17 protein-coding genes are annotated in these 18,466 nt (G+C 67.5%); 8 read left to right on the top strand and 9 right to left on the bottom strand.

The annotated features are described in order from the left end of the window. The first annotated feature begins 13 nt into the window (after window positions 1-13). The 8 genes from ACSFA0_RS04410 to ACSFA0_RS04445 all read left to right on the top strand — a co-directional run bounded on the left by ACSFA0_RS04410 (window position 14) and on the right by ACSFA0_RS04445 (window position 7,991). The gene (locus ACSFA0_RS04410; RefSeq protein WP_435449009.1) at window positions 14-1,846 is read left to right on the top strand and encodes an ABCB family ABC transporter ATP-binding protein/permease; all 1,833 of its coding nucleotides are present in this window, start codon (window positions 14-16) and stop codon (window positions 1,844-1,846) included. A gap of 50 nt (window positions 1,847-1,896) precedes the next feature. Further along, a complete protein-coding gene (locus ACSFA0_RS04415) occupies window positions 1,897-2,838 on the top strand; it encodes a 2-hydroxyacid dehydrogenase (protein WP_435449010.1) in 942 nt (313 codons plus the stop codon). 9 nt (window positions 2,839-2,847) lie between these two features. Continuing rightward, window positions 2,848-3,837: a LysR substrate-binding domain-containing protein gene (locus ACSFA0_RS04420; RefSeq protein WP_435449011.1), complete on the top strand. Its 990-nt coding sequence runs from the start codon at window positions 2,848-2,850 to the stop codon at window positions 3,835-3,837. Window positions 3,838-4,095: 258 nt separating this feature from the next. Further along, the gene (locus tag ACSFA0_RS04425) at window positions 4,096-4,995 is read left to right on the top strand and encodes an amino acid ABC transporter substrate-binding protein (protein ID WP_435449012.1); all 900 of its coding nucleotides are present in this window, start codon (window positions 4,096-4,098) and stop codon (window positions 4,993-4,995) included. A gap of 103 nt (window positions 4,996-5,098) precedes the next feature. After that, window positions 5,099-5,827, top strand: coding sequence for an amino acid ABC transporter permease (locus ACSFA0_RS04430; RefSeq protein WP_435449013.1), 729 nt, complete (start codon window positions 5,099-5,101; stop codon window positions 5,825-5,827). A 1-nt stretch (window position 5,828) separates the two neighbouring features. Beyond that, the gene (locus ACSFA0_RS04435) at window positions 5,829-6,497 is read left to right on the top strand and encodes an amino acid ABC transporter permease (protein ID WP_435449014.1); all 669 of its coding nucleotides are present in this window, start codon (window positions 5,829-5,831) and stop codon (window positions 6,495-6,497) included. A gap of 12 nt (window positions 6,498-6,509) precedes the next feature. Further along, window positions 6,510-7,247 carry an amino acid ABC transporter ATP-binding protein gene (locus tag ACSFA0_RS04440; protein WP_435449015.1) on the top strand — a complete coding sequence of 246 codons (738 nt, stop codon included), beginning with the start codon at window positions 6,510-6,512 and terminating at the stop codon, window positions 7,245-7,247. A 330-nt stretch (window positions 7,248-7,577) separates the two neighbouring features. Then, complete coding sequence (locus ACSFA0_RS04445) at window positions 7,578-7,991, top strand: GreA/GreB family elongation factor (RefSeq protein ID WP_435449016.1); 414 nt, start codon at window positions 7,578-7,580, stop codon at window positions 7,989-7,991. A gap of 1 nt (window position 7,992) precedes the next feature. Here ACSFA0_RS04445 and ACSFA0_RS04450 read toward each other — a convergent pair whose 3' ends face one another. The 9 genes from ACSFA0_RS04450 to ACSFA0_RS04490 all read right to left on the bottom strand — a co-directional run bounded on the left by ACSFA0_RS04450 (window position 7,993) and on the right by ACSFA0_RS04490 (window position 18,363). Beyond that, on the bottom strand, window positions 7,993-9,030 hold the full coding sequence (locus ACSFA0_RS04450) for a DctP family TRAP transporter solute-binding subunit (protein ID WP_435449017.1): 1,038 nt from the start codon (window positions 9,028-9,030) through the stop codon (window positions 7,993-7,995). 32 nt (window positions 9,031-9,062) lie between these two features. Further along, on the bottom strand, window positions 9,063-10,361 hold the full coding sequence (locus ACSFA0_RS04455; RefSeq protein ID WP_435449018.1) for a TRAP transporter large permease: 1,299 nt from the start codon (window positions 10,359-10,361) through the stop codon (window positions 9,063-9,065). Next, complete coding sequence (locus ACSFA0_RS04460) at window positions 10,358-10,912, bottom strand: TRAP transporter small permease (protein WP_435449019.1); 555 nt, start codon at window positions 10,910-10,912, stop codon at window positions 10,358-10,360. The genes ACSFA0_RS04455 and ACSFA0_RS04460 overlap by 4 nt, the downstream gene beginning before the upstream one ends. Before the next feature lie 117 nt (window positions 10,913-11,029). After that, window positions 11,030-12,211, bottom strand: a complete 1,182-nt coding sequence (locus ACSFA0_RS04465) for an amidase (RefSeq protein ID WP_435449020.1) — start codon at window positions 12,209-12,211, stop codon at window positions 11,030-11,032. 49 nt (window positions 12,212-12,260) lie between these two features. Further along, entirely contained in the window at window positions 12,261-13,250 is a 990-nt protein-coding gene (locus ACSFA0_RS04470) for an ABC transporter ATP-binding protein (protein WP_435449021.1), read from the bottom strand. A 405-nt stretch (window positions 13,251-13,655) separates the two neighbouring features. Then, window positions 13,656-14,693 (bottom strand): ABC transporter ATP-binding protein, encoded by a 1,038-nt coding sequence (locus ACSFA0_RS04475; RefSeq protein WP_435449022.1) that lies wholly within the window; start codon window positions 14,691-14,693, stop codon window positions 13,656-13,658. Continuing rightward, on the bottom strand, window positions 14,690-15,583 hold the full coding sequence (locus tag ACSFA0_RS04480) for an ABC transporter permease (protein ID WP_435449023.1): 894 nt from the start codon (window positions 15,581-15,583) through the stop codon (window positions 14,690-14,692). The genes ACSFA0_RS04475 and ACSFA0_RS04480 overlap by 4 nt, the downstream gene beginning before the upstream one ends. A gap of 3 nt (window positions 15,584-15,586) precedes the next feature. After that, window positions 15,587-16,540, bottom strand: coding sequence for an ABC transporter permease (locus ACSFA0_RS04485; RefSeq protein WP_435449024.1), 954 nt, complete (start codon window positions 16,538-16,540; stop codon window positions 15,587-15,589). A gap of 161 nt (window positions 16,541-16,701) precedes the next feature. Beyond that, window positions 16,702-18,363 (bottom strand): ABC transporter substrate-binding protein, encoded by a 1,662-nt coding sequence (locus tag ACSFA0_RS04490; RefSeq protein ID WP_435449025.1) that lies wholly within the window; start codon window positions 18,361-18,363, stop codon window positions 16,702-16,704. Window positions 18,364-18,466 lie beyond the last annotated feature (103 nt).

The following is an 18,466-nucleotide window of genomic DNA, read 5'->3' on the forward strand; positions in this document are numbered from 1 at the left end:
ACGATTGTCTCCCATGCGCCGCAGCGGCGAAGCCCTTTCCTCCCCCCACCATGCGCCCGGCGGCGCCCCCGCGCGCAGCGACCGGTCCGACTGGGCCACGCTACGCCGGCTCTTCCCTTACCTGTGGGACTACAAGTGGCGCGTGCTGGCCGCCCTGACCTTCATGATCGGCGCCAAGGTCGCCAACGTGGGCGTGCCGGTGCTGCTGAAGAACCTGGTCGACACCATGACGCCGAAGCCCGACGTGGCCCAGGCGTTGCTCATCGTGCCGATCGGCCTGCTGGTGGCCTACGGCCTGCTGCGCCTGTCGACCTCGCTCTTCAACGAGCTGCGCGAGCTGGTGTTCGCCAAGGCCACGGAGGGCGCGGCGCGGCGCATTTCGTTGGAGGTGTTCCGCCACCTGCACGCGCTGAGCCTGCGCTTCCACCTGGAGCGCCAGACCGGCGGCATGACGCGCGACATCGAGCGCGGTACGCGCGGCGTGCATTCGCTGATCTCGATGTCGCTCTACAGCATCGTGCCGACCATCGTCGAGCTGGTGCTGGTGCTGACTATTTTGGGCGTGAAGTTCGACGCGCTCTTCGTCTGGATCACCGGCGCCGCGCTGGTGCTCTACATCACGTTCACCGTGACGGTGACCGAGTGGCGCACCCAGTTCCGCAAGACCATGAACGAGCTCGATTCGGTGGCGCAGAGCCGCGCGGTCGATTCGTTGCTGAACTACGAGACGGTCAAGTACTTCAACAACGAGGAGTTCGAGGCCGGCCGCTACGACGCCAGCCTCGACCGCTACCGCAAGGCCGCCATCAAGAGCCAGCGCACGCTGTCCCTGCTCAACACCGGCCAGCAGCTGCTGATCGCGGTGAGCCTGGTGCTCATGCTGTGGCGCGCGACGGCGGGCGTGGTCGAAGGCCGCATGACGCTGGGCGACCTGGTGATGGTCAACGCCTTCATGATCCAGCTCTACATCCCGCTGAACTTCCTCGGCGTCATCTATCGCGAGATCAAGCAGAGCCTGACCGACCTCGACAAGATGTTCGTGTTGATGGAGAAGGAGCGCGAGGTGCGCGATGCGCCCGGCGCGCAGCCGCTGGCCCATGCCGAGGGCGCTGTGCGCTTCGAGGACGTGAGCTTCGCCTACGAGGCCGCGCGGCCGATCCTGAAGCAGGTGAGCTTCGAGATCCCGGCCGGCAAGACGGTGGCGGTGGTCGGGCCATCAGGCTCCGGCAAGTCGACGCTGGCGCGCCTGATGTACCGCTTCTACGACGTGCAGGACGGCCGCATCACCATCGGCGGCGAGGACATCCGCGCCGTGACGCAGGCCAGCGTGCGCCAGGCCATCGGCATCGTGCCGCAGGACACGGTGCTGTTCAACGACACCGTCGAATACAACATCGCCTACGGCCGACCGAACGCCACGCGCGAGGAAGTAGAAGGCGCGGCGAAGGCGGCCCGCATCCACGACTTCATCGCCGCCACGCCCAAGGGCTACGCCACCACGGTGGGTGAACGCGGGCTGAAGCTGTCGGGCGGCGAGAAGCAGCGGGTGGCGATCGCGCGCACGCTGCTGAAGGACCCGCCGATCGTCATCTTCGACGAGGCCACCTCGGCGCTCGACTCCGCCAACGAGCGCGCCATCCAGTCCGAACTCAAGAGCGCGGCGCGCAACAAGACCACGCTGTTGATCGCGCACCGGCTCTCGACCGTGATCGACGCGCACGAGATCCTCGTGATGGAGGGCGGCGTGATCGTGGAGCGTGGCACGCACGCGGCACTGCTCGAGCGGCAGGGGCGCTATGCCCAGATGTGGACCCTGCAGCAGATCGAGGCGGCGCCGGCGCTTTAACGCGGGCCACCGCACATGCATTTTTCAGAACCGATTCAGGAGCGATTCGAATGACCGGGAAGATTCCCCTGCTGGTGCTCAACCTGCAGACCGACGAGCACCTCGCACTGTTGCGCGAACATTACGACGTGACCTACGCCATCGAGCCGGCGAGCCGCGCCGCGGCCGTCGCGCGCAAGGGCGCGGTCTTCCGGGTCGTGCTGACCAACGGCGGCACGGGCGTGACGGCCGAGGAGATCGACGCCATGCCCCGGCTCGAGCTGATCTGCGCCATGGGCGCGGGCTACGAGAACGTCGCGCTGGCGGCGGCGCGTGCCCGCGGCATCGCAGTGGCCAACGGTGCGGGCACCAACGACGACTGCGTGGCCGACCATGCCTTTGGTCTGCTCATCGCCGCGGTGCGCGGCATCGTGAAGCTCGACCGACAGTGCCGCGACGGCGTTTGGCGCGACGTGATCCCGTTCCCGCCGAACGTGTCGGGCCGCAGGCTCGGCATCGTCGGGCTCGGCACCATCGGCCAGAAGATCGCCAAGCGCGCCGGCGGCTTCGACATGGACATCGGTTACCACAACCGGGGCCCAAAGGAGGGCGTGGCGCACCGCTACTTCGACCGCCTGATCGACCTCGCGACCTGGGCCGACTTCCTGGTCGTGGCGACGCCGGGCGGCGCGGGCACGAAGCACCTGGTCGACCGTGGTGTGCTGGACGCGCTCGGCCCGCGCGGCGTGCTCGTCAACATCGCGCGCGGCAGCGTGGTCGACACCGAGGCGCTGGGCGAGGCGCTGCGCGACAAGCGCCTGGGCGGCGCTGGCCTCGACGTGTACGAGAGCGAGCCGCACCGCCCCGAACCGCTGGTGGGCCTGGACAACATCGTGCTGACGCCCCACGTCGCGGGCTGGTCGCCGGAGGCCGTCACCGCATCGGTGAACCGCTTCCTCGCCAATGCCGAGGGGCATTTTTCGGGGCGCGGCCTGGTCTCGCCGGTCCCATAATCCCCGCCCATGGAAACCAAGTGGCTCGAAGACTTCGTCAGCCTCGCTGAGACCCGCAGCTTCAGCCGCTCCGCGCAGTTGCGCCACGTCACGCAGCCGGCCTTCTCGCGTCGCATCCAGGCGCTCGAAGGCTGGGCCGGCACCGACCTGGTCGACCGCTCGTCCTACCCGACGCGCCTGACGTCGGCAGGGCAGACGCTCTACAGCCAGGCCATCGAGATGCTGCAGGGCCTGCAGAGCACGCGCGCCATGCTGCGCGGCCACTCGGCGGCGGCGCACGACGTGATCGAGTTCGCGGTGCCGCACACGCTGGCCTTCACCTTCTTTCCGGCCTGGGCGACCACGCTGCGCGAGCACTTTGGCCCGCTCAAGAGCCGGCTCATCGCGCTCAATGTGCACGACGCGGTGCACCGCCTGGTCGAGGGCAGCTGCGACGTGCTGATCGCCTACCAGCACCCATCGCAGCCGCTGCAGCTGGACACCAACCGCTACGAGATGGTGTTGCTGGGCCACGAGGTGGTGGCGCCGTGGGTCAAGCCCGACGCCGAGGGCGCGCCGCGCTACCGGCTGCCCGGGCGCCCCGGCCAGCCGCTGCCGTACCTGGGGTACGCGCCGGGCGCTTACCTGAGTGGCGTGGTCGACCAGCTCATCAAGGATTCGGAAACGGCCATCCACCTCGATCGCGTCTACGAGACCGACATGTCGGAGAGCCTCAAGGCCATGGCGCTCGAAGGGCACGGCATCGCCTTTCTGCCGCAAAGCGCCGTGCGCAAGGAGGTGAAGGCGCGCCGGCTGGTGAGCGCGCTGCCGCCCGAGATCGACAGCCTCGAGGCCACGATGGAGATCCGCGCGTACCGCGAGCGCCCGATGGCGCCGGTCGCCACGCCGGCGAAGGGCGCCAGCCGTGGCACCAAGGCGAGCAGTGACGCGGCGCAGAGCAAGCGCTCGGTCGACGCGTTGTGGGCCTATCTGGTCGAGACGCAGCCCAACGTGAAGTAAATCACGCGCTCGCGGTATGACGTCCGCGCATGAGAACCAACGCATACGGCATCGGTTTCGATGGCGCCGGGCACAAAGGCTGCTTACTCTCCCTCGAATGACGAAAGTCCGACGCGGCGCACCAGCGTGGAGCGGGTGTTTTCCAAGGGAGAATCCGCTGCGTGGTGCGCGATGCACCGGGTTGGCACGGGTGCTGCCTGCGACGTGTGTGCCTAAAATTTCGTTATGTCCCTCTCAGTCAACTCAGGAGTTTTCCGTATGAAGAAGCAAGTACTGGCACTGTCGATCCTGGCGCTCGCCGCCGGCGGCGCATTCGCGCAAGCCAACGACACCCTGGCCAAGATCAAGGCCTCGGGCGTCATCACCGAAGGCGTTCGCGAATCGTCGGGTCTGTCGTACACGCTGGGCAATGGCCAGTACACGGGCTTCCACTACGACATCTGCGCCAACATCATCAAGGACCTGGAAAAGGTCGCGGGCAAGAAGCTCGAGACCAAATACCAGCCGGTGACCTCGCAGAACCGCATTCCGCTGGTGCAGAACGGCACCGTCGACATCGAATGCGGCTCGACCACCAACAACGCGACCCGCCAGAAGGACGTGGCCTTCGCTGTCACGACCTACGTGGAAGAAGTGCGCATCGCGGTGAAAGCCAACTCGGGCATCAACGGCATCAAGGACCTGAACGGCAAGACCGTCGCCACCACCACCGGCACCACGTCCGTGCAGACGCTGCGCAAGAACGAACGCGCCGGCGGCATCGACTTCAAGGAGCTGTACGGCAAGGACCACTCCGACAGCTTCCTGCTGCTCGAATCGGGCCGCGCCGACGCCTTCGTGATGGACGGTTCCATCCTGGCCTCGAACATCGCCAAGTCCAAGGCCCCCGCCGACTACAAGATCGTCGGCGAAGTGTTGAGCGTCGAGCCGATCGCCATCATGATCCGCAAGGACGACCCGGCCTTCAAGAAGGCGGTCGACGACAGCATCAAGGCGCAGATCAAGTCGGGCGAGCTGAACAAGCTGTGGGACAAGTGGTTCCTGCAACCGATCCCGCCGGCTAACGTGAAGATCGGTCTGGCGCTGTCGGACGCTACCAAGAACGCTTGGGCGAACCCGAACGACAAGCCGATGGAAGACTACGCGGCCAAGAAGTAATTCGACGCCGGTCAGTACGCCAACGCCCGCCACTTTCGGCGGGCGTTTGTTTTCGCGAACGACCCGGCACGCATAACAACAGTCGACGAGAAGGAGAAACCCGATGGGATCGAATTGGGATTGGCAGGTCTTCATGCAAGACCCGGGCGGGAAGTTCCCGACCTATTGGCAATGGATGCTTTCGGCCTGGGGCTGGACGCTGTCGGTGGCGATGCTCGCGCTGATCGTGGCGCTGGTGCTCGGCTCGCTGATCGGCATCATCCGCACGCTGCCCGACAGCCCCTGGCTGGTGCGCCTGGGTAACGCCTGGGTCGAGCTGTTCCGCAACATTCCGCTGCTGGTGCAGATCTTTCTCTGGTACCACGTCATCCCGGCGCTGGTTCCCGTGATGAAGGGCGTGCCGAGCTTCGTGCTGGTGGTGCTGGCGCTGGGCTTCTTCACCTCGGCGCGGATCGCCGAGCAGGTGCGCTCAGGCATCCAGGCGCTGCCCAAGGGCCAGCGCTACGCGGGCATGGCGGTGGGCTTCACCACCTTCCAGTACTACCGCTACGTGATCCTGCCGATGGCCTACCGGATCATCATTCCGCCGCTCACCAGCGAGACCATGAACATCTTCAAGAACTCGTCGGTCGCGTTCGCCGTGTCGGTGAGCGAACTCACGATGTTCTTCATCCAGTCGAGCGAAGAAACGTCTCGGCCCATCGAGATGTTCCTCGCTGTGACGGGGCTGTACATCATTTCTGCTTTTGCGATCAACCGCGTGATGGCGTTCATCGAGAAGAAGACGCGCGTGCCGGGCTTCATCGTCTCGGCCAGCGGCGGGGGACACTGACATGACCGGTCTCGACCTATCGTTCTACAACTGGGACGTCATCAGCAAGTTCGTCTTGAACGGGCTGTACTTCAGCGTCATCCTGACGGTCGTCGCGACGATCGGCGGCATCGTCTTCGGCACGATCCTGGCGCTGATGCGGCTGTCGGGCAAGAAGTGGCTCGACGCGCCTGCGGCCATCTACGTCAACGGCATGCGCAGCATCCCGCTGGTGATGGTGATCCTGGGCTTCTTCCTGCTGGTGCCCTTCGTCATCGGCCGTCCGATCGGCGCCGAGGGCTCGGCGGTGATTACCTTCATCGCCTTCGAGGCGGCCTACTTCAGCGAGATCATGCGGGCGGGCATCCAGTCCATCCCGCGCGGTCAGGTCTCCGCGGGCATGGCGGTGGGCATGACCTACGGCCAGAACATGAAGCTGATCATCCTGCCGCAGGCCTTTCGCAACATGCTGCCGGTGTTGCTCACGCAGACCATCATCCTGTTCCAGGACACCTCGCTGGTCTACGCCATCGGCGCCTACGACCTGCTGAAGGGCCTGGAGACCGCCGGCAAGAACTACGGCCGTCCGATCGAGGCCTACCTGCTGGCCGCCGTCGTCTATTTCGTGATGTGCTACACGCTGTCCTACTTCGTGAAGCGCCTGCACAAGAAGATCGCCATCATCCGTTGAGGAGAGATTGAAATGATTGAAATCAAGAACGTTTCCAAGTGGTATGGCCCGGTCCAGGTGCTCAACGATTGTTCGGTGAGCATCAAGAAGGGCGACGTCGTCGTGGTCTGCGGCCCCTCGGGCTCGGGCAAGTCGACGCTCATCAAGACGGTGAACGCACTCGAGCCCTTCCAGAAAGGCGAGATCACGGTCAACGGCATTCCGCTGCACGACCCCAAGACCGACCTGCCCAAGCTGCGCTCCAAGGTCGGCATGGTGTTCCAGCACTTCGAGCTGTTCCCGCACCTGTCGGTGACCGAGAACCTCACGATCGCGCAGATCAAGGTGCTCGGCCGCAGCGCCGACGAGGCGAAGACCCGCGGCCTGAAGATGCTCGACCGCGTGGGCCTGATGGCGCACAAGGACAAGTTCCCCGGCCAGCTGTCCGGCGGCCAGCAGCAGCGCGTGGCCATCGCCCGCGCGCTGAGCATGGACCCGATCGTCATGCTGTTCGACGAGCCCACCTCGGCCCTCGACCCCGAGATGGTCGGCGAAGTGCTCGATGTGATGGTGGCCCTGGCCAAGGAAGGCATGACCATGATGGTCGTGACGCACGAGATGGCCTTCGCCCGCAAGGTCGCGAGCCGCGTGATCTTCATCGACGTCGGCGGCCGCATCCTGGAAGACTGCCCGAAGGACGAGTTCTTCAGCCACCCTGAAAACCGCCAGCCGCGCACCAAGGATTTCCTCAACAAGATCCTGCAGCACTGAAGACTGCGCCACGAACGACAAAGCCCCGCACCGCGGGGCTTTATTTTTGGCGAACCCGCATGGCCCGCAGGTGTATGCGTGCCGCCGGCGCCATCCCGGCCTACCATGGTGGCATGCGCTCCTTCGCGTCCTCCCATGCCTGCGTTCTCGCGGAGCGGCTTCTCGCAAGCCGGTCTGCGGTGCGCCAGCGCGCGGAGCTTCGCCGCATGCCGGGCCGACGTGCTGCTGCACGCTCCTGAGCCCGGCGATCCCTTCCCTCCTTTTCATCGCGCCACTGGATCACCGGGCACCTGCTGTCCCGGCGCTCGTCTTTTTCAGGAGCGATTCTTCATGACCCCCGATTCCATCGCGGTGCTCGCCACCCGTACCCTCACCGAACTCGACCACGCTCGGCTCGCCAAGTACGCCGACGGCCTGCCGGCCAGTGCCATCCAGAACGTGCTCGACAACGCCGAACTCGTCGCGCCCAGCGAGATCGGCGGCGACGTCGTCACGATGCGCTCGCGCGTGCAGGTCGTCGAGCCTGCGGGCGAGCGCCAGCGGCGCACGTTGACGCTGAGCTACCCGTCGGATGCCGACCCGGCCACCGGCTGCATCTCGGTCCTGTCGCCAGTCGGCACCGCGCTGCTCGGGCTGCGCGTCGGCGACGTGGCGAACTGGGTGGCGCCCGACGGCACGGGCGGGCAGCTGCAGATCGCCGCCATCGCCTACCAGCCGGAGGCCAGCGGCGAGCACCTGCTGTAGATCAGGGCTGCTTGCGCGCCGCGATCGCCTTCTCGGCCTTCTCCACCAGCGCATTGCCGATGGTCGGCTTCCACTTCGCGTAAACCGGGCGCGTTGCCTTCACGAAGGCCTCGCGTTCGGCCGGCGACAGCTGCGTCACGGTCACGCCCATGCCGGCGATGTCCTTGAGCACGGGCTTGTCGGCTTCGACCAGGCCCTTGCGTGCGATGGCAATCTCCTGCTTGCCGGCGTCGATGGCGGCCTGCTTCACGATGGCCTGGTCGGCCGGCGTCCACGAGGCCCAGATCTCCTTGTTGACCACGAAGATCAGCGGATCGGCGACGTAGCCCCAGGTGGTCACGAACTTCTGGCCGACGTTCTGCATCTTCAGCACGGTGAAGAGGAAGAGCGGGTTTTCCTGGCCGTCGACCGCGCCGCTGGCGAGCGCGGGCTGCGCATCGGCCCAGCTCATCTGCGTCGGGTTGGCGCCCAGCGCCGTGAAGAGGTCGGCGAAGAGCGGCGAGCCGACCACGCGGATCTTCATGCCCTTCAAGTCGTCGGGCGACTTGATGGCGCGCTTCGAATTGGTGAGCTCGCGGTAGCCGTTCTCGCCCCAGGCCAGCGGCACGACGCCGGCCTTGTCGATCACGCTGAACAGTTCCTTGCCGACTTCGCCTTGCGTGAGCGCATCGATGGCGGCGTAGTCGGGCATCAAGAAGGGCATGGAGAACAGGTTGAGCTGCTTGACCTGCGGCGACCAGTTGATGGTCGAGCCCACGGCCATGTCGATCACGCCCTGGCGCAGCGCACTGAACTCGCGTGTCTGGTCGCCCTGGATGAGCGACACGCCGGGGTACAGCTTGATGTTGATGCGGCCCTGGGTGCGCTCCTTCACGAGATCGGCCCAGATCTTCCCGGCCTGGCCCCACGGCGTCGGCGGGCCGAGCACCAGGGACATCTTGTATTCGGGTTTGTAGGCGGCCTGCGCCATCGCGCCGGTGGTGAAGCCGAGGGCGGTGGCTGCCAGCGCGAGGCCGAGCAGAGTGCGACGGAATTTCATGACCTTGTCTCCTTGTTGTGAACGAAAGCGAATCAGTAGCCCAGGCGGGCCGGCAGCCACAGTGCGAGTTGCGGCCACGCGATGACGGCGACCATCACCAGGAACATCGCGAACAGCATCCAGCCGACCCAGCGCACGGTCTCTTCCATGCGCACGTTGGCGATGCGGCACGACACCATGAGGTTGACGGCCAGCGGCGGCGTGAACTGCCCTAGCGCCACCTTCAGCGTGAGGATGACGCCGAACCACACCGGATCCCACTTGTAGAACTGCACGATGGGCCAGAGCAGCGGCACGAAGATCAGGAAGATCGACACGCCGTCGAGGAACATGCCCACCGTGATGAGCATGACGATCAACAGCCCCAGCACACCGTATTCGCCCAGCCCCGAGTTGGTGATGGCCTTGGCCACCGGGTCGATCACGCCGAGCGTCGAGAGCGAGTACGCAAAGATGCCTGCGAGCGACACCACCAGCAGGATCACCGCCGACAGCTCGCCCGCCTCGCGCAGGATGACGAACAGGTCGCGCACCTTGATCGTCCGGTAGATCACCATGCCGACGAAGAGCCCGTAGAACACCGCGACCACCGCAGCCTCGGTCGGCGTGAACCAGCCCGCGCGCATGCCGCCGAGGATCAACACCGGCGCGGCCAGGCCCCAGGTGGCTTCACGGAAGCTCTTCCAGAACGCGGGTCGCGGCATGCTGGCCTCGAGCGCGCCCATCTTGTGCCTGCGCGCCATCCACACCGCCGGGATGATGAGCGCCAGCCCGGCCAGGATGCCTGGGATCATGCCGGCGGCGAACAGGGCCGGCACCGACGCGCCGGGCACCAGCACGGAGTACACGATGAACGCGACCGAGGGCGGAATCAGGATGTCCGTCGCCGCCGCCGCGCCGACCACGCTGGCCGAGAAGGCGGGCGGGTAGCCGGCGCGCGACATCGCCGCGATCATCACGGCGCCCACCGCGGCCGCGTTCGCCGGGCCCGACCCCGAGATGCCGCCGAGGAACATCGCCACCAGGATGGCGACCATCGGCAGCATGCCCGGCCCGCGGCCCACCATCGCCACCGCGAAGTTCACGAGCCGTAGCGCGACGCCGGAGCGGTCGAAGATCGAGCCGACCAGCACGAACATCGGGATGGCCAGCAGCGGGTACTTGCCCAGGCCCGCATAGAAGTTCTGCGGCACGGCCAGCAAGCCGAACCATTGCGCATCGGCATTGGCCAGCGCGATGCAGGCCGCACCGGCCAGGCCCAGCGCCGCGCCGATCGGCACGCCGACCAGCATCAGCACCACGAAGGCGACGAACAGCAGCGTCGCGATCATTCGGCGCCCCGGTCGTCACGCCGACCACGGCGGACGAAGAGCCCGATGGCTCGCAGCGCGATGGCGGTCGACACGATCGGCAGCCAGATCGAATACCACCAGGCCGGCACGCCGATGCCCGGCGAGGTTTCGTCGAAGCGGTAGTCGTCCCAGACCATGCGCACGCTGAGCCCGGCGATCAGAAAGAACAGGGCCGCCACCAGCACCGCGCCGAACTGCGACAGGCGCTTCTGCCGCGCCATGGAGCCGCTTTCGGAGAAGTACTCGATGCGGATGTGCCGGTCGCGCGCCACCGCGGCCGAGCCGGCGACCATGGCCAGCAGGATCATCAGGAAGACCGAGAACTCCTCGGTCCAGGCGAAGGACGAGTCGGTGAAGTAGCGCACCAGCACATTGGCGAAGGTGATGCAGGCCAGCAGGCCCATGATGACCACCGTGGCCCAGTCCTCGATGGCGAGGGGGACCTTGGCCGGTTCGTCGGCAGCGGGGAGCTCGGTGGGAAGAGGGCTGGCGGCGTCCAGCGTGGGGCCGGACTCGGGGGGGGAAGACATCGGGAAGGAGCGCGAAAGCAGCACGGAGCGGGCTGCGGCGATCCTAGCCACTTGTGGCCGTACGCCTCATGGGGGTTTTCCGGGGACGGCGCCCCAGCGCCGCCCTGCCGAGAGGCGCTAGGCGGCGATCCGTTCGGCCAGCGCGACCAGACCGCGGTCGCTGCCGGCCGGGCCGAGCAGCGAAATGCCCAGCGGCGCGCCGTCGCGCTGTGCGAGCGGCATCGAGAGCTGCGGGAAGCCGCTCAACCCCGCCACGCACAGCATGCGGATCGAATCGTTGCGGTAGTCCTCAAGCGTGTTGTCGGCTGCGCTGCGCAGTGGCGCGATGTCGGGCATGGTCGGCATCAGCAGCACGCCGTCGTCGCCGAGCAGCGCGGCGAGCTTCTCGCGGAAGGCGATGCGGAAGGCGCGCGCGGTGTTGACCTGCGCGTCGGTCACCTCGCGCGACCACGCGAATCGCTCGGCCACGCCGGGGCCCAGCGGCGGTGCGAAGCGCTCGATCATCGGGCCGTCGGTGAGCCACGATTCGCGGCCCTGGATGTAGCGGAAGTTCCAGTACATCGCATCCCATGACTCGAGCGCGATCTGTTCGACCGGTGCCGCCTGGCCCAGCACCGACTGGATGCGCTCGGCCGGTGCCGCCAGCGCCTGCGTCACCGGCGCGCTCAGCATCGCCCAGATGTCCTGTGGCCACAGCAATCGCGGCTTCGCAGGCAGCGGCTTGGCGTCGGCGCCCAGCAGCACGTCGGCCACGCGCGCGAAGGTGCCGATGTCGCGCGCGAACCAGCCGCAGGTGTCGAGGCTGGGCGCCAGGTCGAGCACGCGTTCCAGGCTGATGCGGCCGTGGGTCGGGCGCAGGCCGTACAGGTTGCAGTGGTTGGCCGGTGCGCGCACCGAGCCGCCGGTGTCGCTGCCCAGCGCGAAGTCGCACAGGCCCGAGGACACGGCCGACGCCGAGCCCGACGACGAGCCGCCGGTGATGCGGTCTTTCGCGGCGCCGTTGATCGGCGCGCCGAAGTGGGCGTTGTTGCCGGTCATCGAGAAGGCCAGCTCGTCGGTCACGGTCTTGCCGACGAAGTGCGCGCCGGCGTCGAGCAGCGCCTGCACCGCGGGCGCGGTCTGCGTCTTGATGCCCGACATCGCCAGCAGGAAGGGGCTGCCGCCGCCGGTCGGGTAGCCGGCCACGTCGAACAGGTCTTTCGCGGCGAAGCGCAGGTCCGACAGCGGGCCGGTCGCGGCGGTCTTCACCGGCACGTCGGGGTAGGGGACGAAGGCGTGGGCGGGGTCGTGCAGATGCATGGAGTGTCTCGAAACGGAGGGGTGAAAGGGCGGCGCGGCGCCTTGCAGATTACGCGACCAGCACCGGCGCGATGGCTGCCGCCGCATCGGTGCGGATGCAGCGGGCGCGATGGCCCGGCGCCAGTTCGATCGCCGGCGGCTGCTCTGCGCGGCAGGCGTCGACCGCCAGCGCGCAGCGCTCGGCGAAGGCGCAGCCCGGCGGCAGCGCCGAGAGGTCGGGCGGCGCACCGCCGATGGTCTCCAGCCGCGTGCCGCGCGCCATCGCGCCGTGCGCACGGCTCTTGAGCAGGGCGATGGTGTACGGGTGGCGCGGCGAGCGGATCAGTTCGCGCGCCGTGCCTTCCTCGACGATGCGCCCGGCATACATCACGGCGATGCGGTCGGCCACCTCGACGGCGGCGCCGATGTCGTGCGTGACGAACACCACCGACAGGCCGAGGTCGCGTTGCAGCTCGCGCAGCAGCAGCAGGATCTGGATCTGCACCGTCGCGTCTAGCGCGGTGGTGGGCTCGTCGGCCAGCAGCAGTTGCGGCCGGCAGGCCAGGGCCAGCGCGATCATCGCGCGCTGCCGCATGCCGCCCGACATCTCGTGCGGGTAGGCCTGCAGGCGGCGCTCGGGGCTGGGGATGCGCACGCGCTCGAACAGCTCGAGCGCGCGCTTCTGCGCTTCGGCGGCCGTGACCTTCTCGTGGCGGCGGATCGACTCGACGATCTGCGCGCCGACCGAATACACCGGGTCGAGCGCCAGCAGCGGCTCCTGGAAGATCATCGACGCGACCTTGCCGCGGAAGTCGTTCAGCTCGCCCTGCGACATCGCCAGCACGTCGCGCCCGGCCACATGCACCTGGCCGCCCATGCGGGTGCGGCGCTCGGGGTGCAGGCGCAGCATCGTGCGCATGGTGACGCTCTTGCCGGAGCCCGATTCGCCGATGAGTGCGACCACTTCGCCGCGCTTCACGTCCAGGCTCACGCCGCTGACCGCGTGCACGGGTTTGCGGCCACCGGTGAAGGTGACGCTGAGGTCTTTGAGGGAGACCATGGGTTCGTTGGCGTCTGTGCTCATGGTCGTCTAGTGCGTTGAGGTTGGGGCGCCGCGGCAGGCGGGGCGATGGTGCATGACTCACCAAGACCGGCACCGTTTGTCCCGCAAAGGCGTGTGCTGGCCCTGCGCAGCGCGCCTCCGTGGCGCCGAGAAGCGCAGGGCGGCCGGGCGCGCGTGCCGAAGGACACGCGCTTCGTCGTCTGGCTCGTCGCAGCTGTCCGAGCGCAGCGGCCAAAGGCCGCGTAGCGAGTTCTGCGACGGCCCGGTTGTCCGAGCATCGCAGGGAAGTCGTAGCGAGGCGCAGACCGCCATGGTGAAGCGTTGCGCAGGGCCAGCACACGCCTTTGCCACGCGCAGCCTGCGACGACCAAGCTTTGACCCAATGACGGCATCGAGTTCACCCTAAGCCGCCTTCGCCAGCGCCATTGCATTCGGATGCCCACTCCCCGGCTCGTACATCAGGCAGCTCACGGCCTGCTGCGCGCCCGCCAGCACCCGCGCCGGCACGCGCTCGATGCATACCGGCGCGGCCATGGCGCAGCGCGGGTGGAAGCGGCAGCCCGAGGGCGGGTTGATGGGGTTCGGTGGGTCGCCCGCGAGCGCGGCTTCTTCGGTGCGGTTGTCCGGGTCCATCGACGGCATCGACGACAGCAGCGCGCGCGTGTACGGGTGGGCGGGGTTCTCGTAGAGCGCATCCGACGGGCCGATCTCCGCCACCTGCCCCAGGTACATCACCATCACGCGGTCGCTCATGTAGCGCACCACGTTCAGGTCGTGGCTGATGAAGACGTAGGTCAGCCCGAACTCCGCCTTCAGGTCGAGCAGCAGGTTGATGACCTGCGCCTCCACCGACTTGTCGAGCGCCGACACCGCCTCGTCGAGGATCACCATGCGCGGCTGTAGCGCGAGCGCGCGTGCGATGTTCACGCGCTGGCGCTGGCCGCCCGACAGCTCGTGCGGGTAGCGCTCCGCGAAGCGCTGGGGCGCGAGGCCGACGCGTGCCAGCAGATCGCGGGCGCGTGCGACCGATTCCTTCTGCGAGACGCCGTGCACCTGCGGGCCGAAGGCCACCGAGTCCTCGATGGTCAACCGGGGGTTGAGCGAGGCGTAGCTGTCCTGGAACACCATCTGCACCTGGCGGCGAAATTCCTTGAGCGGCAGCTCGCGGCCACCGACGAGCCGGCCGTCGTAGACGACCTCGCCAGCGGTCGGGTCGATCAGCTGCATCAAGAGGCGGGCCGTCGTCGACTTGCCGCAGCCCGATTCGCCGACCACGCCAAGCGTCTCGCCCTTGAGGACTTCGAAGTCCACGCCGTCGACTGCGCGCACCACGCCGCCGCCGCGGCCGAAGGGGTCTTTCTTGAGCGGGAAGTGCTTCGTCAGGCCGCGGATGGTGAGCAGCGGCTGCGCCGGTCCGCCGATGTCGTCGTGTTGGCTCATGACTTGTTGTCCATCGCAGAACGCAGCCCGTCGGACAACAGGTTGAAGGTGATTGAGGTGATGAAGATCATCAGCCCCGGTAGCGCGGCGACCCAGGGCTGCACGTAGATGGCGGTGCGCAGCGTGTTGAGCATCAGGCCCCACTCGGGTTCCGGCGGCTTCACGCCCAGGCCGAGGAAGGACAGGCCCGAGGCCAGGATCATCGACACCGCGATCAGGCTGGTGGCGTAGACGAAGATCGGGCCGAGCACGTTGCCCAGCACGTGCACCCGCACGATCGTGAAGGCGTTGGCGCCCGAGGCGCGTGCCGCTTCGACATAGTCGCGACCGCGCACCTGCGTGGTCACGCTCTCGGCGACCCGCGCGATCTGCGGGATGAAGACGATGGTCAGCGAGATCAGCGAATTGAAGATGCCCGCGCCCAGCACGCCCGACAGCGCGATGGCCAGCAGCACCGACGGGAAGGCGTAGAACACGTCGATGGTGCGCATGATCAGCGTGTTGACGATGCCGCCGGCATAGCCCGCGACGATGCCGATCACCGAGCCCGCCACGAAGGCGCAGATCACCGGCGTGATGCCGATGAAGAGCGACAGCCGCGCACCGACGATCAGGCGCGACAGCATGTCGCGGCCCAGTTCGTCGCTGCCCAGCGGCAGCCCGTCGGTGCCGATCGGCTTGAGCCGCTTGAGCATCGACGACTGGTACGGGTCGGCCGGCGCGAGCCAGGGGCCGAACACTGCCAGGCCGATCAGCAGCAGCACGACGAAGGCCGCGCCCATCGCGACCGGGTCGCGCGTGAAGCGCAGCATGGCCGAGGTCCAGTAGCCGCGCGATCGCTGCGCGGGCAGCGGCGCCACGTCGGCCGGCGAAGCAGTCAGGGTGGCCATGCGTCAAGCCCTCGCAATGCGCGGGTCGAGCAGCGTCTGCAGCACGTCGACCAGCAGGTTCAACACGACAAAGAAGAGCGCCAGCACGAGGATCGTGCCCTGCAGCAGGGGCAGGTCGCGCTGGAAGATGGCCGAGTTCAGCAGGAAGCCGGTGCCCGGCCAGGAGAACACCGTCTCGATCAGGATCGAGCCGCCCAGCAGGTAGCCGAGCTGCAGTCCCATCACGGCCAGCGCGGTGGGCGCCGCGTTCTTCACCATGTGGCGGAACACGCCGACGTGCGTGAGCCCCTTGGCGCGCAGGCCGACGATGAATTCCTGGTCGAGGATGTCCGACACCAGTGCCCGCACGGTGCGCGCGATGATGCCCATCGGGATCACCGACATCGTGAGCGCGGGCAGGATGAGGAACTGGATGTGCTCCCAGTCCCAGGCCCAGTCGCTCGAGCCGCCCGGGCCGGCGCCCGTGGCCGGCAGCAGCATCAGCTGCGAACTGAACACGATGACCATCACCATGCCCAGCCAGTAGTGCGGCACGCTCACGCCCAGCACCGACAGCATCGAGGCGGCGCGGTCGAGCCACGAATTTCGGAAGTAGCCGGCCACGAAGCCGAACAGCGAGCCCAGCACGAAGCCGATGAAGGTCGCCACCACCGCCAGCCGCAACGTGTTGCCGACGGCAGTCATCACCTCGCCGGCGACGGCGCGGTTGCTGGCGATCGACACGCCCAGGTCACCGTGCATAGCGCGCCAGACCCACATCGCGAACTGCTCGGGCAGCGAACGGTTGAAGCCGTACAGCTCACGCAGTTGCGCCTGCAGATCGGCCGAGGCATCGGGCGGCAGGATCGACACCAGCGGATCACCGGGCGCGAGGTGGACGAGCAGGAAGCACACCAGTGCCACGCCGATCATGATCGGCACGGCATAGATCACGCGGCGCAGGAGGTAGGCGAACATGGCTGGCTTCGAAGGCTGGCAGTCTCGCGAGGAGACGGGCCCGAGTTCGCTTGTCCCTTCGTGGAACACCGCGGAACCGGCTTTGCCGGGCCGCTGGTGTTGCCCCCTTGAGGGGGAGGCTGCTACACGAAGTGAGCGAGCATCGGGGGTGGGTCAGTCCTTCAATCCATCGTCATCGTCGCGATGTCGATGAACCAGCTCTTCGGCTGCACCACGTTCTTCACCTTGGCCGACATCGCGCGCGGACCCACGTCGTGCGCGATCCAGACGAAGGGTGCGTCGTCGACGATGTGCGCGTGCAGCTTGGCGAGCGCGGCGTCGCGCTGCTTGTCGTCGAAGGTCGTGCGCGCGTCGCTCACCAGCTTGTCGACCTCGGCGTTGCCGTAGTAGCCCCAGTTGTTCGACACCGGCGGGAAGGTCTTGGTGCTCACGAAGCGGACCATCGCGAAGAACGGGTCCATCGCCGCGAAGCTCACGTTGGTGGCGTTGGCGCCGTTGGCCGACGGGTCCTTCGCGCCCTTGCGCCAGTTGGTGAACAGCGTGTTCCATTCGATCACGTCGAACTCGACGTCGAAGAAGCACTGCTTGAGCGACTGCTGCGCGAACTCGTTCATCGGCAACGGCTGCATCTGGCCCGAGCCGGAGGCCGAGATCTGCACCTTCACCTTGATGGGCTTGGCGGCCGAGTAGCCGGCCTGCGTCATGAGCGCCTGCGCGGCCTTCACGTCGTACTTGATGTCGAACTTGGGGTTGCCCCACCACGGATGGCCCGGCGGAACGGTGCCCTTGGGCTCGGCCATCATGCCGCCCAGCAGCTGCTTCATGCCGCCGCGGTCGATGCACAGGTTGGCGGCCTGGCGCACGCGCTTGTCGAGCCACGGCGAGCCTTCGGCGAAGGACAGCTGCCACGGCCACACGTGCGGCTGCGCGTTCGAGTAGATCTTGAAGCCGCGCTGCGTGATCTGCGGCATCGCGTCGGGCGCCGGCGCCTCGATCCAGTCGACCTGGCCGCCGAGCAGCGCCGCGGTGCGGGCGTTGGCTTCGGGCATCGGCAGCATCACGACCTTGTCGATCTTGGGCACGCGCTTGGCGTCCCAGTAGGTCTTGTTGGCGGCCAGCTCAAGCCGCTCGCGCGCCACGAAACGCGTCACCTTGAAAGGGCCCGAGCCCGACGGATCGGCCGCAAAGGCGGTCCAGGCGGCCTTCGACTTCTCGGCCGGCGACGCGCCCGCGGCGGCGTCGAACTTCTTTTGCCAATGCGCCGGCGAGGCCATGAACAGGTTGCTCAGGTTGATCGGCAGGAAGGCGTCGGGCTCGCTGGTGGTGAGCTCGACCGTCAGGTCGTCGATCTTGCGGGCGCTGCGCAGCGTGGGCATGCGCGAGGCCGTCACGCCGACCTGGCTGGCGTCGAACTGCGGGGCGTCCTTGTCGAGCACCTTGCCGACGTTCCACACCACGGCGTCGGCATTGACCGCAGAGCCGTCGTGGAACTTGATGCCGGGGCGCAGCTTGAAGACCCACTTGGTCTTGTCCTTCGCGTCGACCGCCCAGGACGTCGCGAGCGCGGGGATCAGCACGCTCGGCGCATCGGCCTTGGACAGGTCCCACTGCGTGAGCGAGTCGTAGATGGGAATGCCGGTGAAGCGGTTGCCCTCGAAGCCCTGGTCGGGCTGGCCCAGCGTGCGCGGGATGTCCGCCGCCGTCATGGCGATGCGCAGGGTCTTCTCCTGCGCCAGCGCCGCGCCGCCTGCGAACAGGGCGAGCGTGGCCAGCACGCCGGCGCGCAGGCGGTGGGAGCGGAGCGAGGACGAAATCGGGTTCATGGGGCAGCCTCCAGATGTTGGTTGGGGGTCGAAAAGGGCGACCCGAAGTCCAAGCAAAGGCTGTGCCACGGAATGCGACCGACCGGATCGTCTATAGATCTAG

It is taken from the genome of Variovorax restrictus (assembly GCF_051216715.1).
Taxonomy (GTDB): domain Bacteria; phylum Pseudomonadota; class Gammaproteobacteria; order Burkholderiales; family Burkholderiaceae_C; genus Variovorax.

Coding starts and splice junctions, on each gene's coding strand:
- ACSFA0_RS04430 (WP_435449013.1), top strand. CDS start 5,099: ATGGGATCGAATTGGGATTGGCAGGTCTTCATGCAAGACCCGGGCGGG.
- ACSFA0_RS04445 (WP_435449016.1), top strand. CDS start 7,578: ATGACCCCCGATTCCATCGCGGTGCTCGCCACCCGTACCCTCACCGAA.
- ACSFA0_RS04440 (WP_435449015.1), top strand. CDS start 6,510: ATGATTGAAATCAAGAACGTTTCCAAGTGGTATGGCCCGGTCCAGGTG.
- ACSFA0_RS04425 (WP_435449012.1), top strand. CDS start 4,096: ATGAAGAAGCAAGTACTGGCACTGTCGATCCTGGCGCTCGCCGCCGGC.
- ACSFA0_RS04410 (WP_435449009.1), top strand. CDS start 14: ATGCGCCGCAGCGGCGAAGCCCTTTCCTCCCCCCACCATGCGCCCGGC.
- ACSFA0_RS04460 (WP_435449019.1), bottom strand. CDS start 10,912: ATGTCTTCCCCCCCCGAGTCCGGCCCCACGCTGGACGCCGCCAGCCCT.
- ACSFA0_RS04475 (WP_435449022.1), bottom strand. CDS start 14,693: ATGAGCCAACACGACGACATCGGCGGACCGGCGCAGCCGCTGCTCACC.
- ACSFA0_RS04435 (WP_435449014.1), top strand. CDS start 5,829: ATGACCGGTCTCGACCTATCGTTCTACAACTGGGACGTCATCAGCAAG.
- ACSFA0_RS04415 (WP_435449010.1), top strand. CDS start 1,897: ATGACCGGGAAGATTCCCCTGCTGGTGCTCAACCTGCAGACCGACGAG.
- ACSFA0_RS04480 (WP_435449023.1), bottom strand. CDS start 15,583: ATGGCCACCCTGACTGCTTCGCCGGCCGACGTGGCGCCGCTGCCCGCG.
- ACSFA0_RS04470 (WP_435449021.1), bottom strand. CDS start 13,250: ATGGTCTCCCTCAAAGACCTCAGCGTCACCTTCACCGGTGGCCGCAAA.
- ACSFA0_RS04490 (WP_435449025.1), bottom strand. CDS start 18,363: ATGAACCCGATTTCGTCCTCGCTCCGCTCCCACCGCCTGCGCGCCGGC.
- ACSFA0_RS04450 (WP_435449017.1), bottom strand. CDS start 9,030: ATGAAATTCCGTCGCACTCTGCTCGGCCTCGCGCTGGCAGCCACCGCC.
- ACSFA0_RS04420 (WP_435449011.1), top strand. CDS start 2,848: ATGGAAACCAAGTGGCTCGAAGACTTCGTCAGCCTCGCTGAGACCCGC.
- ACSFA0_RS04465 (WP_435449020.1), bottom strand. CDS start 12,211: ATGCATCTGCACGACCCCGCCCACGCCTTCGTCCCCTACCCCGACGTG.
- ACSFA0_RS04455 (WP_435449018.1), bottom strand. CDS start 10,361: ATGATCGCGACGCTGCTGTTCGTCGCCTTCGTGGTGCTGATGCTGGTC.
- ACSFA0_RS04485 (WP_435449024.1), bottom strand. CDS start 16,540: ATGTTCGCCTACCTCCTGCGCCGCGTGATCTATGCCGTGCCGATCATG.